Annotated in this window: 9 protein-coding genes and 1 riboswitch; of the genes, 2 read left to right on the forward strand and 7 right to left on the reverse strand. The window is 68.9% G+C overall.

Annotated features, from left to right (window positions below):
* Positions 1-61: 61 nt before the first annotated feature.
* On the forward strand, positions 62-1,738 hold the full coding sequence (locus tag FVD38_RS16445) for a peptide chain release factor 3 (protein WP_147935814.1): 1,677 nt from the start codon (positions 62-64) through the stop codon (positions 1,736-1,738).
* Between the two features lie 35 nt (positions 1,739-1,773).
* Here FVD38_RS16445 and FVD38_RS26525 read toward each other — a convergent pair whose 3' ends face one another.
* Genes FVD38_RS26525 through FVD38_RS16460 form a run of 4 tightly spaced genes read right to left on the reverse strand, consistent with a single transcriptional unit; the run spans position 1,774 to position 7,155 of the window.
* Positions 1,774-2,766, reverse strand: a complete 993-nt coding sequence (locus tag FVD38_RS26525; RefSeq protein WP_187271620.1) for a DUF3108 domain-containing protein — start codon at positions 2,764-2,766, stop codon at positions 1,774-1,776.
* Positions 2,767-2,804: 38 nt separating this feature from the next.
* Positions 2,805-3,443 (reverse strand): outer membrane beta-barrel protein, encoded by a 639-nt coding sequence (locus tag FVD38_RS26530; protein WP_187271621.1) that lies wholly within the window; start codon positions 3,441-3,443, stop codon positions 2,805-2,807.
* A gap of 11 nt (positions 3,444-3,454) precedes the next feature.
* The gene (locus FVD38_RS16455) at positions 3,455-4,102 is read right to left on the reverse strand and encodes an outer membrane beta-barrel protein (RefSeq protein ID WP_187271622.1); all 648 of its coding nucleotides are present in this window, start codon (positions 4,100-4,102) and stop codon (positions 3,455-3,457) included.
* Between the two features lie 56 nt (positions 4,103-4,158).
* On the reverse strand, positions 4,159-7,155 hold the full coding sequence (locus tag FVD38_RS16460) for a sensor histidine kinase (protein WP_147935816.1): 2,997 nt from the start codon (positions 7,153-7,155) through the stop codon (positions 4,159-4,161).
* A gap of 177 nt (positions 7,156-7,332) precedes the next feature.
* On the opposite strand from FVD38_RS16460, the gene FVD38_RS16465 reads away from it, so the two are divergent.
* On the forward strand, positions 7,333-9,132 hold the full coding sequence (locus tag FVD38_RS16465) for a methyl-accepting chemotaxis protein (protein WP_229493723.1): 1,800 nt from the start codon (positions 7,333-7,335) through the stop codon (positions 9,130-9,132).
* A 13-nt stretch (positions 9,133-9,145) separates the two neighbouring features.
* On the opposite strand, the gene gcvP is transcribed toward FVD38_RS16465, so the two are convergent.
* The 3 genes from gcvP to gcvT all read right to left on the reverse strand — a co-directional run bounded on the left by gcvP (position 9,146) and on the right by gcvT (position 13,675).
* Entirely contained in the window at positions 9,146-12,028 is a 2,883-nt protein-coding gene (gcvP, locus tag FVD38_RS16470; protein WP_147935817.1) for an aminomethyl-transferring glycine dehydrogenase, read from the reverse strand.
* Positions 12,029-12,115: 87 nt separating this feature from the next.
* The gene (gene gcvH / locus FVD38_RS16475; protein WP_147935818.1) at positions 12,116-12,496 is read right to left on the reverse strand and encodes a glycine cleavage system protein GcvH; all 381 of its coding nucleotides are present in this window, start codon (positions 12,494-12,496) and stop codon (positions 12,116-12,118) included.
* A gap of 60 nt (positions 12,497-12,556) precedes the next feature.
* Entirely contained in the window at positions 12,557-13,675 is a 1,119-nt protein-coding gene (gcvT, locus tag FVD38_RS16480; protein ID WP_147935819.1) for a glycine cleavage system aminomethyltransferase GcvT, read from the reverse strand.
* Between the two features lie 46 nt (positions 13,676-13,721).
* A riboswitch (glycine riboswitch) is annotated at positions 13,722-13,816 on the reverse strand.
* Positions 13,817-13,827 lie beyond the last annotated feature (11 nt).

The following is a 13,827-nucleotide window of genomic DNA, read 5'->3' on the forward strand; positions in this document are numbered from 1 at the left end:
GAGAGGGCGGAGACGGTAAAATCGAGGGTTTTCTTACCAGGGCCACCAGAAGGGCTCGACTATGGCCAACGACACCGACATCTCCGCCGCGAACGATACTCCCGACACCGGCGACGACACCTCCAGCACCACCTCCCGCCAGGGCGGCCTGACCGCGCGCGAAGTCGCGCGCCGCCGCACCTTCGGCATCATTTCCCACCCCGACGCGGGTAAGACCACGTTGACCGAAAAACTGCTGCTGTTCTCGGGCGCGATCCAGCTGGCCGGCACCGTCAAGGGCCGCAAGAGCGGCCGCCACGCGACCTCGGACTGGATGGACATCGAGAAGCAGCGCGGCATTTCGGTCGCGTCCTCGGTGATGCAGTTCGAGTTCCGCGACCACGTGATCAACCTGCTCGACACCCCGGGCCACCAGGACTTCTCGGAAGACACCTACCGCGTGCTGACCGCGGTCGACTCGGCCCTGATGGTGATCGACGCCGCCAAGGGCGTCGAGGCACAGACCATCAAGCTGCTCGACGTCTGCCGCATGCGCGACACCCCGATCGTCACCTTCATGAACAAGATGGACCGCGAGACCCGCGATCCGCTGGAACTGCTGGACGAAGTCGAGTCGGTGCTCAAGATCGAGTGCGCGCCGGTGACCTGGCCGATCGGCATGGGCAAGAACTTCCGCGGTGTGTACCACCTGCTGAAGGACGAGATCATGCTGTTCAAGGCCGGCGAAGAGAAGGCCGACGGCGCCTTCGAGATCGTCAAGGGCATCGACAATCCGAAGCTGGCCGCGATGTTCCCGCTCGAGATCGAACAACTCAAGATGGAAGTGGAGCTGGTGCACGGCGCCTCGCACGTATTCGACCTCGAACGCTTTTTATCGGGCGTGCAGACCCCGGTGTTCTTCGGTTCGGCGATCAACAACTTCGGTGTGCGCGAGATCCTGTCGGCGCTGGTCGACTGGGCTCCGGCGCCGCGCGAGCGCGACGCCACCGTGCGCGCGGTCGAGCCGACCGAACCCAAATTCTCTGGCTTCGTGTTCAAGATCCAGGCCAATATGGACCCGGCCCACCGTGACCGCATCGCCTTCCTGCGCGTGTGCTCGGGACGCTTCGAGAAGGGCATGAAGGTCAAGCACCTGCGCCTGGGACGCGAAGTGAAACTGTCGTCGGTCGTGACCTTCATGGCCTCGAGCCGCGAACAGGTCGAAGAAGCCTACGCCGGCGACATCATCGGCCTGCCGAACCACGGCAATATGCAGATCGGCGACAGCTTCTCGGAAGGCGAGATGCTGACCTTCACCGGCATTCCCTACTTTGCCCCGGACCTGTTCCGCACGGTGCGGATCCGCAATCCATTGAAAGTGAAGCAGCTGCACAAGGGCTTGCAGCAGCTGGGCGAAGAGGGTGCGGTGCAGGTGTTCAAGCCGGTGCTGGGCTCGGACCTGATCCTGGGCGCGGTCGGCGTGCTGCAGTTCGAAGTCGTGGCCAGCCGCCTGCTCAACGAGTATGGCGTGGACGCGGTGTTCGAAAGCAGCAGCATCAGCAGCGCGCGCTGGATCTCGAGCGAGGACAAGAAGTCGCTGGCCGACTTCGAGAACCAGCTCGGCCACCAGGTCGCCTACGATGCCGCCGGCAATATGGCCTTCCTGGCGACGTCCGGCGTGAACCTGCGCCTGACCCAGGAGCGCTGGCCCAAGCTGGTGTTCCACGCGACCCGCGAGCACGCGGCCAAGCTGGCCTGACGGCCGCCACGGCGCGGGAAGCATTCCGCGCCGTGTTATTCCTCCTGCACCGTCTCGATCGCGATCGAGGCCAGCGTCTGGGTGCTGACCGTGCCGTCGGCATCGGTCAGGCGCAGCTGCACCGGCATCCAGGCATGCTGCGGCGCCAGCCACAACTCCAGCAGCGGCGCGCCATGCTCGGCCATACGCGCCAGGCGCACCGTGTCGAGCGGTCCGGCGCCGGTCTCGATCCGCTCGGGGCCCAGCACCTGGTAGCGTTCGACGCCGGCGCCTCCGCTTCCTCCGACCCAGAATTCCAGTTCATCTTTCACCTGGCGCGCATCGCCCAGGCCGATGCCGGCCAGTTGCAGCAATAGCGAGGCCGGATCCTGGCTGCCCGGCACCAGCTGGTCGACGCCGCCTTGCGCGCGCGCGATCGTGCCGGCGGTGCGGTCGAAGGTGGTGGTCGCCTGACCGGTCCCCAGGGCGCGGCGGGCGCGGTCCGGCGCGATCCCCGCGTCATCGACCCGGCCGTCGCTGGCCAGCGTTCCCAGCACTCCGTCGAGTTCCACTGCATAGCGGTTGCCGTCGCTGCGCCACGCCATGCTGGCCTGGCCCGCGTCCTGTGCCGCGCCGCCGGGTGCGCTGCGCGTGAGCCTGTAGTCGATGCGGCCCGAAGGGGGCGGGGTGACGCGGTAGGTGTTGGGTACACGGGCCGGGGCCACGTCGCCCTCCGTTTCCGGCGGGGGCGGCTCGGCCATTGGGGCGGGCGCCGGCACCGACACCTGGTCGGCCGGCGCATCGACGGCCGGCACCGGCGCGGCGTCCGGCGCAGGCACCTCCGGCGCCGGCAGGTCGGGCGTCTGTGGCGCCGGCGCGGCAGGTGGCGCATCGACCAGGCGTAGTGCCAGCGCCGGATTGCCGACCATGACGGTCGGGGGCGCGAGGCGGGCATCGACCCAGGCGATCGCCAGCAGGTGCAGCAGCAGCGAGGCAAGGCCGGCGGGCAGCAGGCGCCGGTGGCGCGCCAGGAAGACGGAAAATCTCATGGGCGCTAGTGTAGCGCGCACCCGCCCGGGAAGGTGAGTCAGAAGCCGATGTTCAGATTGGCCCTGACCCTGCTGCTGGAGTTGGTCGCATTCTCGAAACGCTCGGCCGCATGGCCGTGATTCTCGAAGGAGCCGTCGAACATGACCCGTTCGCTTATCCTGTACTGCGCGCCGACGCCGGTATACAGGCCGGTATCGACGCCCTTGCGGACGCCACGGCGGTTCTGGCTGTGCGCCACACCCAGCTTGCCGTAGGCCGACAGGCGTTCGCCGAGCGGCTGCGTGACCTTGACGCCCGCGTGCAGGTTGAAGCCGCGCAGGCCGATCGCGCCGGTCGTGTCTTCGGGGTCGCGTTCGTTCACCGGGCGAAAACCCTGGTCGAGCAGGTTGACGTAGCCGGCCTCGAAGGCCAGCGCCGGCGTCACCGCAACCCCCATCAGCAACCTGGGATCGGTCTTGAACAGGCCGCCGAACAGGCGGTCGTTGGGATTGGCGTTGAGGTTCCCGCCATAGCCGCGCGGGTAGGCCTGGCCGTCGGGATCGCGCGGGGCCGAGAACACGCTGCGTGGGCGGGTGTCGGCCAGCTCGACTGGCGCGGAAGCCGGTTCGGCCAGTTGCGCCTGGGCCGGCGCGCCAATGGCGACGGCTGCCGCCAGGAGAAAGGCTGGCGGTTTCATATCGCGTCCTGTCAGAAGCCCATTTTGAGGTTGCCCTGCACGCCGTCGCGTACGCGGTCGAACTTCTTGGCCGCGTCGCCGTGGCGCACATAGTCGCCACTCACGGTGGTGCGCTTGTCGACCTTGTAGCTGGCGCCGGCGCCGGTGTACAGGCCGGTATCGGACCCGGCCACGCCGCGTTCCCTCTTTTTTTCAGTATAGGCGATGCCGGCCTTGCCGTAGGCCGAGAGGCGGTCGCCAGCCGAGAGCGAATATTTGGCGGCCAGGTGGTTGCTGGAACCTTTTTCTCCCAGCGGGATCGAGGCGTCGGCGGGCTTGCCCGGCTCGACCTTGTGCAAACCCTTGTCCGGCAGGTTGACGTAGCCGCCCTCGATGGAGACGTTTGGCGCCACCTCGACACCGCTAACCAGGCGTGGATCGCGCCGCATGTCCGTGAACACGTGGTCGTTCGGCTGGGCTGCCACGTTGCCGCCGTACACGCGCGGATAGGGCTGGTGGCTGCCGGCGAATGGATCGGGCGCGGCGGGTTGGCTGCGCTCGAGCTGGGCCGGCTGGGGCGGCGCCGGGTCGGGCAGCAGCTGGGCCTGGGCCTGGGCCTGGGTATGGAAGCCGGCAGCGGCCAGGCATCCAAGCGTCAATACGAAGGCGCGAGCTTTCATCGGTTTTTCCTCGATCGGGGTCTCGTGCAAGCATAGCGCGTTAACTGGCGCTGTGCTCATGCACGGCGCATGCCTTGGTAAGCAGTTGTTACCGGTATGCATATACTGACGACCGTGCCGGCCGGCGTGCTGTCGATCTCGAGCACGCCGCCGGCCAGGCGCGCCGCCTCGCGCATGCCGGGCAAACCCCAGTGGTCCTGGCGCCCGCCGCTGGCCAGGATCTCGGGCGCGATGCCCTGGCCGTCGTCGCTCACCGTCAGGCGCAGCTTGCCGGCGCGGTAGTCGAGCGCCAGCGTGACCTGGCTGGCGCGGGCATGGTGGAAGGCGTTGGACAGGGCTTCGCGACCGATCGTGAACAGCTCGTCCTCGATCTCGGGATCGAGGGGCAGCTCCCGGCCGGCATGCCGTTCCACGAAGGTGACGCCGCTTGCCGCCGCCAGCTCGCTGCCGGCATCGGCCAGCGCCCGCGCGAGACTGCCGTGGCGCATGCCCGGCACCCGCAGCTGGCGCACTTGCTGGCGGCCCTCCTCGATCACGTCTTCGGCGCGCGCCAGCACGCCTTCGACCTCGGCCCGCATCCCGCTGCCGGCCGGCAGCCTGCCCATCAGTACGTGCATGCGCAGCACCAGCGCCTGCACGCTCTGCAGGAAGGTGTCGTGCAGGGTGCGCGCGATGCGCTCGCGTTCGCGGGTACGCACCAGCATCTTCTCGCGCAGCCGCGCCGCCACGCGCGCCAGGCGCCAGCGGTGCAGCAGCCAGGCCGCGGCCAGCAGGGCAAGGGCGCAAGCCAGGCGGAACCACAGGGTCTGGGTCCAGGCGGCCTCGATGCGCAGCGCCGCCCGCGCCGGCTGCGGACTCCAGACGCCGTCCTCGTTGGCGGCGCTGACTTCGAACAGGTAGTCGCCCGGCGCCAGATTGGTGTACACCGCCTGGCGCGGCCCGCTCGCCTCACGCCAATCGACGTCCTGGCCGGTAAGCCGGTAACGGAAGCGCACGCGTTCCGGCATCGACAGCGCGGTGGCGGTGAAGTCGATTTCGAGCCGGGTCGTGCGCGCCGGCAGGACCAGGCCGGCCACGGGTACATGGCTGCCCTGGTCGGTGCGGATCGCGGTCACCATGACCGTCGGCGGGCGTGGATTGCGCGGGATCCTGGCGGGATCGATGTGGCCCACGATGCTGGACGTGGCGAGCCACAGGCGGCCGTCGCCGGCCTGGACCAGCGAGGGCAGGGGCTGCATCTGGGCCGGCATGCCGCGGTGACCGTCCAGGTGGTCGAAGCGCTCGGCCGCCACGCCGGCGCCGGGCGACTCCAGCGCCCGGGCGAGGTCGGCGGCGTTGACGCGGGCCAGGCCGCCGGTGTCGTGCAGCCACAGCTCGCCGTCGGCGCGTTCGACGATACCGGACACGCCGCGGAATCCCCGGCCGCCACGCTCGTCGAGCGGCGTGAAGCGCTCACCGTCGAACCAGGCCAGGCCGCGGTCGCCGCCGATCCAGACCCGGGTGCGGCCGGGCACGATGGCCAGCGCGTTGCCCACCGCCAGGCCCAGTTGCGGCCCATAGTGGCGCAGCGTGTCTCCATCGAGGATGGCGATGTGGTTGTCGGTGTAGCCGAACCAGGTCCGGCCCTGGCGGTCGGTCGCCAGGGTGACCGCGGTCGGACCGGCCAGCGCCGCGCGCCCGCCGCCCTTGCTCCAGGCGCCGTCGCGGAAGGTATGCACGCCGTGGCCGATCACCGACACCCATAGCGCGCCGTCGGCGCCGGTCGTCATCGCCTGCACGTTGCGTCCGGTCAGCCCGGGCGGCAGCGGCCAGCGCCGGACGGCGCCTTCGCGCACCCGCCACAGGCTAGCGTTATTGCCGAACCAGAGGGCGCCGTCGGGCGCACGGTGGCTGGCGCTGACGTCCATGATCGCCGTGCTGCGCCGGCTGCCGTCGGGCGCGAGCACGAAGCTGGCGAAATCGAAGGCGCCGCTGCGGTCGGAATTGCCGATCCAGACCGCGCCGCCGTCGCCGGGCGTGACGCTGAGCGCGGGAACGAAGCCCGGCGGCAGCGCGACGGTCGACAGGCGGGCCTGGCGTACCCGGTCGACGCCGTTCGCCGTGGTGAACCAGAGATTGCCTTCGCGGTCGTGCAGGGTGGTGTTGAAGATGCCGTCGGTGAAGCCGGCGGCCGTCGGGAACTGGCGCACCAGCTTGCCCTCGCCATCGAGCAGCTGCACCGCATCGCCGGTGGAGATCCACAGGCCGCCGCGCGCATCGCCATCGTAGCCGAGCAGCGGCGCGCCGCCATTGTGCAGCGCCAGCGGCTTGGTCGCCCCGCTGGCGGGGGCGAACAGCCGCAGGCCGCGCGCCCGGGTGTTGATCACGACCTTGCCGTCGGGACGCGGGTAGCCGCTTCCCAGCTGCGGCTGGTCGAGTACCTTGACGAAGCGGCGTTCGCCGGCGGCGGAGCCGGGCGCGCCGCGGTAGATCGCGTCGGCGCAGTAGACCAGCAGGCTGCCGTCGGCCAGTACGCTGAAGCCGTGCGGCCGGCCGTGCGGCAGGCCGGCGGCCGGTCCCACTTCGACCCAGCGCTCGCCCTCGAGCCGGTGCATGCCGGTGCCGCTCGATGCCCACATGACGCCGTCGGGCGTGCGCGCGAAACGGAACACGGTGGTGGGCGGCGAATCCTTGCCGACGTAGTGATGGACGGCGCCGCGTTCGAAGCGGCTGATGTCGCCGAACTGGTAGCTGACCCAGATGGCGTCGCCATCGGCGGCCACGGCCATCGTCAGCGGCGAGCGCAGCTTGTGGCCGAAGACCTCGTCGGTGCGCACGAAGCGCGCGCCGTCGAAGCTGTACAGGCCATCGGTGGCAGCGAACCACAGCATGCCGGAGGCATCCTGGGTCAGGGAATACACCGCGGACGGGGCGCCGTCCTGGCGCGTCCATGAGGTGTGCTGCAGGTCGCCGGTCCAGGGCGGCAGCGGGGCGGCGCCGGCCCGGCCGCACAGGGCGATGGTCAGGATGGTAAACAGGAGGCAATGCAGGAGGCGTGCACAGGGCAGGCGCATGGGAGGTTTCCGTGTGGCTCGTTATTATTTGTTGGACGGATTCTTGCCCAAAACTCCCCTTCGCGGCAAGTCGCCGCCTGCGGACATGGGCCTTGCGCCGCAACAAGTGCGGCGCTCGTCGGCAGCGTACATTGCTGTATGCACTGAGGAAATAATGCACTACGACGAGAGGACGCCATGACCACGCCGCCCGCCGACCGCGTTCCCGGGTTCTCCACGCTGTCCCGCCTGCTGTCCCGGCTGAAAGTCGGCCCCAAGCTCCTGCTCGCCCCCGGCGCCGTCCTGATCCTGCTGCTGTTGCTGTCGTGGGTGGCGTATTACGCGATGGTGCGCCAGAACGATTCGCTCGAGTCGATCGTCGGCCAGCGCGCGACCAGCATGCGCGCCGCCAGCAGCCTGGCCGCGCAGTCGCAGAAGGCGCACGCCGACATCTATCGCCTGCTGAGCTGGATGGGAGGCAGCTTCCCGGTGGCGCGCACCGAGCCGCTGCGCCAGGACATCCTGGCCCAGCACCGGCGCATCGCGGCCGGCCTGGAGTCCCTGGGCAAGATGACCCTGACCGAAGCCGAGGACCGCCACGTGGAGCAGGCCGCGGCGGCCCAGTTGCGCTACGCCGGGGCGGTGCGCGAGGTGATCGAGCTGGCGCCACTGGACGGCTCGATCAGCGCCAACGCCATGCAGAAGGCCGAGAGTGCGTTCGCGCTGGTGGCGCAGCGCCTGGCCGACCTGGGGGCGCTCGAAGAAGCGCTGTCGCGCGAAGCGTCCGCCAGCGCCAAGGCCGACTTTCGCATGATCTCGGTCCTGATGCCGGCTGTGGTGCTGCTGGCGATCGGGCTGTCGCTGGCGATCACCTTCGCCGTGCGCCGCATCCTGCTGGACGAGATCCGCGGCATCGGGCGGGCCGCCAGCGGCCTGGCCAGCGGCGACCTGACATTGCGAGCGCATCTCGACCACGATTACGGCGGCGACGAGATCGCCGACACATCGCGCCAGCTCGATGCCAGCATCCGCAACCTGAACGGCACCCTGCGCTCGATCCTGGAATCGGCGCGCCTGATCGGCATCGCCTCGCGCGACATCAAGCTCGGCAGCCTGAGCCTGGGCAGCCGCGCCGTGTTCCGCGCCAGCGCGCTGGCCCATACCGAAGGCGCGCTGCGCGAGCTGGCGGCCGACGTCCAGCTGGGCGCCGACCAGGCGCGCGCCGCCAACCGCCTGGCCGCCGGCGCCGGCGAGGCGGCGCACGAAGGCAGCGACGTGGTCGATCGGCTGGTGGCGACGCTCGAGGGCAGCCGCCGCGGCGCGCAACGGGTGGTCGAGATCGCCGACGGGCTGGATCTTGCGGCGAGCGAGACCGGCACGCTGGCCCTGAACGCGGCGCTGGATGCGGCACGGGCACAAATGGATGTCGGACCGGATGCTGGCGCGCAGTCGCCGGCGATGGCCGCGGTGGCCGGCGAGGTGCGGGCGCTGGCGCGCCGGGTAGCTGCCGCCAGCCGCGAGATCCGCACCGTGGCGGCGCAGTCGCTGGCCGAGATCGACGGCGGCGCGGCCTGGGCCCTGCGCGCCGGCAGCAGCATGGAGCGCATCGCCGGCACGGTGCGGGAGGTGGAAGACCTGGCCGGGCGCATCGGCGCGGCCGGCGAAGGCCAGGCCACGCAGCTGGCCGACGTGGGCCAGGCGATCGTGCAGATGGACCAGGTGACGTGCCAGAACTGCACGCTGGTGGAAGAAGCGGCGAGCGCGGCGCGCACCCTGCAGATGCAGGCGCTGGCGCTGTCACGCACGGTGGCGGGGTTCAGGCTGGAAGAAGAAGGGACGCGGGAGGCGGCCCCGCAAGCGGAAAACGCGGGCCGGAAAGACGACGGCGGCGTCGCCCCGTCGAAGCCCGGAGAGCCGGCGCGCGAACGCCGGGGGGCTGGCAGGGAACGCCGCCGTCAACAGGCGTCGCACTTGCGGCTCGCATCGAGCCGCAAGTGATTACCCGTTGCGATTACTCGTAATCGCTGATCGGCGCGCAGCCGCAGAACAGGTTGCGATCGCCGTACACATTGTCGGCGCGGCCGACCGGCGGCCAGTACTTCTTCTTGCGCAGGCCGGCGACCGGGAAGGCCGCCACTTCACGGGTGTAGCCGTGCTGCCAGTCGTCGGCGGTGACGACTTCGGCGGTGTGCGGCGCGCCCTTGAGCGGGTTGTCCATGCGGTCGTACTCGCCGCGCTCGACCTTGACGATCTCGGCGTGGATGGTGATCATCGCCTCGATGAAGCGGTCGATCTCGGCCTTCGATTCCGACTCGGTCGGCTCGATCATCAAGGTGCCCGGCACCGGGAAGCTCATGGTCGGGGCGTGGAAGCCGAAGTCCATCAGGCGCTTGGCGACGTCTTCGTTGCTGATGCCGGTCTGGTCCTGCAGCGGACGCAGGTCGATGATGCACTCGTGCGCGACCAGACCGTCGTGGCCGGCGTACAGCACCGGATAGTGCGGGGCCAGGCGGCGCGCGATGTAGTTGGCGTTGAGGATCGCCACTTCGGTGGCGCTGGTCAGGCCTTCGGCGCCCATCATCGCGATATACATCCACGAAATCGGCAGGATCGAGGCCGAGCCGAAGGCGGCGGCGCTGACGGCGCCGATGCCGTTCTCGTCACGAACATAGCCGGTCGACAGCTGGTTCGGCAGGAACTTCGCCAGGTGGGCGCCGACGCCGATCGGGCCGACGCCTGGGCCGCCGCCGCCGTGCGGGATGCAGAAGGTCTTGTGCAGGTTCAGGTGGCTGACGTCGCCGCCGAACGCGCCCGGCGCGGCCAGGCCGACCAGCGCGTTCATATTGGCGCCGTCGACGTAGACCTGGCCGCCGTGGGCGTGCACGATCTCGCACAGTTCCTTGATGCCTTCCTCGAACACGCCGTGGGTCGACGGATAGGTGACCATCACGCAGGCCAGGTCGCGGCTGTACTGCTCGGCCTTGGCCTTCAGGTCGGCCAGGTCGACGTTGCCGTTGTCGTCGCAGGCGGTGACGACAACCTTCATGCCGACCATGCTGGCCGAGGCCGGGTTGGTGCCGTGGGCCGACGATGGGATCAGGCACACATTGCGGTGGCCTTCGCCGCGCGCTTCATGGTATTTCTGGATCACCAAGAGGCCCGCGTACTCGCCCTGCGAGCCGGCGTTCGGCTGCAACGAGATGGCGGCGTAGCCGGTGGCGGCGCACAGCATGGCTTCCAGCTGGGCGATCATCTCGCGGTAGCCGATGGTCTGCTCGTTCGGCGCCAGCGGGTGCACGTTCGAGAACTCCGGCCAGGTGACCGGCACCATCTCGGCGGTGGCGTTGAGCTTCATGGTGCACGAGCCGAGCGGGATCATGGTGCGGTCCAGCGCCAGGTCCTTGTCGGCCAGCGCGCGCAGGTAGCGCAGCATCTCGTGCTCGGCGTGGTAGCGGTTGAAGGTCGGGTGGGTCAGGTAGGCGCTGGTGCGGGCCAGGGCGGCCGGGAAGGCGTCGGCGACGCCGGCGTCCAGCTGGTCCAGGTCAACGCTTTTGCCGTTGCCGAACACGGCGAACAGGCTGGCCAGGTCGTCGCGGGTGACGGTCTCGTCGAGCGAGACGCCGACGGTGGTGGCGTCGATCTGGCGCAGGTTCAGGCCGCGCGCATTGGCTTGCTGGTGGATCGCGGCCGCATCCTGCACGCGCACGGTGACGGTGTCGAAGAAGGTCTTGTTGGCCAGCTCGAAGCCCAGCTGCTGCAGGCCGGCGGCCAGGATGGTGGTCTGGCGGTGCACGCGGCGCGCGATGCGGGCCAGGCCTTGCGGGCCGTGGTAGACCGCGTACATGCCGGCCATCACGGCCAGCAGCACTTGCGCGGTGCAGATGTTGGAGGTCGCTTTTTCGCGGCGGATGTGCTGTTCGCGGGTCTGCAGCGCCAGGCGGTAGGCCGGGTTGCCTTGTGCATCGACGGTGACGCCGACCAGGCGGCCCGACATGCTGCGCTTGAATTCGTCGCGGGTGGCCAGGTAGCCGGCGTGCGGGCCGCCGAAACCGAGCGGCACGCCGAAGCGCTGACTGTTGCCGACCACGACGTCGGCGCCCCATTCGCCTGGCGGGCTCAAGACGGTCAGGGCCAGCAGGTCGGCGGCCACGATCACCATCGCACCGGCGGCGTGCAGGTGCTCGACGGCGGCGCGGTAGTCGCGCACTTCGCCATCGACGCCCGGATATTGCAGCAGCACGCCGAAGCAGGTCTCTTCGAGTTTTTCGATGTCGGCCGGGGCGATGGTGCGTACTTCGACGCCGATCGGTTCGGCGCGGGTCTCGATGATCTCGCGGGTCTGCGGCAGCACGTCGTCGGCCACGTAGAACACTTTCGAGGCCGACTTGCCGACGCGCTGGATCAGCGTCATCGCCTCGGCGGCGGCGGTACCTTCGTCGAGCATCGACGAATTGGCGATGCCCATGCCGGTCAGGTCGGTGATCGCCTGCTGGAAGTTCAGGATGGCTTCCAGGCGGCCCTGCGAGATCTCTGGCTGGTAAGGGGTGTAGGCGGTGTACCAGGCCGGGTTTTCGAAGATATTGCGCAGGATGACTTTCGGCGTATGGGTGCCGTAGTAGCCCTGGCCGATCAGCGATTTCAGGACCTTGTTCTTCGAGGCCAGGCCTTTGAGCAGCGCCAGCGCTTCTTCTTCGGTCCGCGGTTCGGCGAACTGGCCCAGGTCCAGCTTGTCCTTGCGGCGGATGTTGGCCGGGACCACGGCGTCGATCAGGGCGGCGCGGGTAGCGTAGCCGAGGGTCGACAGCATGGCTGCCTGTTCGGATTCGGACGGGCCGATGTGGCGCGGGATGAACGAATCGCGTGCTTCAAGTTGGGTGAGGCTGGAGCGGGTCATGGTAAGAAGAGGTCTGGCGCCAATGCTGGCTGGATCAAGGAGGGGTACTCAGGGTGGTGCGCCCGGGGACGGGCGCACCTTGGACCATCAGTGGTCGGTGGTCTTGCCGTAGGCGTCGGCGTCGAGCAGCTTGTCGTAGGCGGCGGCGTCGCTCGGGGCCAGCTTGAACAGCCAGGCGCCGTAGGCATCCTGGTTGATCGAGTCGGGGGCGTCGGCGACCGGCTGGTTGACGGCGGTGACGGTGCCCGAGACCGGTGCATAGATGTCGCTGGCGGCCTTGACCGATTCCACCACGGCGGCGTCGTCGCCCGCGGTGAATGCCTTGCCGACCTGCGGCAGTTCGACGAACACGATGTCGCCCAGCGCGTCCTGCGCGTATTCGGTGATGCCCACGGTCAGGCTGCCGTCTTCTTCGCGGCGCACCCATTCATGGGATTCGGTGTACTTCAGGTCGGTAGGGATGTTCATAAAAACTCCTGATGATGGTGGGGTTATTAGTATACGTGTTTGTTATTGCGCGGCGGCGATTCAAGCGGCCAGCACTTTGCCGTTGCGCACGAACGGGAGCTTGACCACGCTGGCGGCCAGGCGCTTGTCGCGAATGATCACGTGCACGGTGTCGCCGACGGCGACGTCCATCGGCACGCGCGCCAGGGCGATCGCCTGCTGCATGGACGGGCTGAAGGTGCCGCTGGTGATCTCGCCCTCGTTGCCCGATGCCGCCACGACTTTCTGGTGGGCGCGCAGGATGCCGCCTTTTTCGCGCAGGATCAGGCCGACGAACTGGGCGCCCTGGCCCTTGGCCTGCAGCGCGGCCTTGCCGATGAAGTCGCGCTCGGAGACCAGGTCGATGGTCCAGGCCAGGCCGGCGTCGAGCGGGTTGGTCGTTTCGTCCATGTCCTGGCCGTACAGGTTCATGCCGGCTTCCAGGCGCAGGGTATCGCGCGCGCCGAGGCCGGCCGGCTTGACGCCGGCGGCGAGCAGGGCATTCCACAGGGCTTCGGCCTGGGACGCGGGCACGCCGATCTCGAAGCCGTCTTCGCCGGTGTAGCCGGTGCGGGCGACCATGGCTTCGCCGAAAGCGGTATCGCCGACGATGGCGGCGTTGAAGGGCTTGAGGTTCTCGGTCGATGCCTGGGTGGTCGGCAGCACCTGCCACACCTTGGCGCGGGCGTTCGGACCCTGGACGGCGATGAGGGCGATCGGGTCGTTGCCGTCGCGGCGCTGGGTGATGCTCACGCCGCTATTGGTGGCGGCATTCTGCGCGTTCATCCAGGCCACGTCCTTGTCGGCGGTGCCGGCGTTGACAACGATGCGGAACCAGTCCTCGGACAGAAAATAGACGATCAGGTCGTCGATGACGCCGCCTTCGGGATTGAGCATGCACGAGTACAGGGCCTTGCCCGGCGCCTGCAGCTTGTCGACGTTATTGGCCAGCAGGCCGCGCAGGAAGGCGCGGGTGTTGGCGCCCTTGACGTCCACGACGCACATATGGGACACATCGAACATCCCGGCGTCGCTGCGCACCGCATTGTGCTCTTCGATTTGCGAACCGTAATTGACAGGCATATCCCAGCCGCCGAAATCGACCATCTTGGCGCCAAGGGCACGGTGAGCGGAATTGAGCGGGGTCGCTTTGAGCGTCATGGAATCCTCGGGCATGAATAGGGTGTCGGCACGATCGTCGTGCGCTATCGACCCCTCTGTCCTTGGTACCTGAGAGATAGCGGCTGGCGCCGCTTGCCCCTTCGGTGGGCCGCATCGCGGCCGCTCTCCAGAGTTGACCGGCCGCGCCATGC

The sequence above is a fragment of the Massilia arenae genome, assembly GCF_008014745.1.
Classification (GTDB): Bacteria; Pseudomonadota; Gammaproteobacteria; order Burkholderiales; family Burkholderiaceae_D; genus Telluria; species Telluria arenae.

What these genes read in the sequence shown, in the direction of transcription:
- FVD38_RS16445 (WP_147935814.1), top strand. Translation starts at nt 62, where the DNA reads ATGGCCAACGACACCGACATCTCCGCCGCGAACGATACTCCCGACACC.
- FVD38_RS26525 (WP_187271620.1), bottom strand. Translation starts at nt 2,766, where the DNA reads ATGAGATTTTCCGTCTTCCTGGCGCGCCACCGGCGCCTGCTGCCCGCC.
- FVD38_RS26530 (WP_187271621.1), bottom strand. Translation starts at nt 3,443, where the DNA reads ATGAAACCGCCAGCCTTTCTCCTGGCGGCAGCCGTCGCCATTGGCGCG.
- FVD38_RS16455 (WP_187271622.1), bottom strand. Translation starts at nt 4,102, where the DNA reads ATGAAAGCTCGCGCCTTCGTATTGACGCTTGGATGCCTGGCCGCTGCC.
- FVD38_RS16460 (WP_147935816.1), bottom strand. Translation starts at nt 7,155, where the DNA reads ATGCGCCTGCCCTGTGCACGCCTCCTGCATTGCCTCCTGTTTACCATC.
- FVD38_RS16465 (WP_229493723.1), top strand. Translation starts at nt 7,333, where the DNA reads ATGACCACGCCGCCCGCCGACCGCGTTCCCGGGTTCTCCACGCTGTCC.
- gcvP (WP_147935817.1), bottom strand. Translation starts at nt 12,028, where the DNA reads ATGACCCGCTCCAGCCTCACCCAACTTGAAGCACGCGATTCGTTCATC.
- gcvH (WP_147935818.1), bottom strand. Translation starts at nt 12,496, where the DNA reads ATGAACATCCCTACCGACCTGAAGTACACCGAATCCCATGAATGGGTG.
- gcvT (WP_147935819.1), bottom strand. Translation starts at nt 13,675, where the DNA reads ATGACGCTCAAAGCGACCCCGCTCAATTCCGCTCACCGTGCCCTTGGC.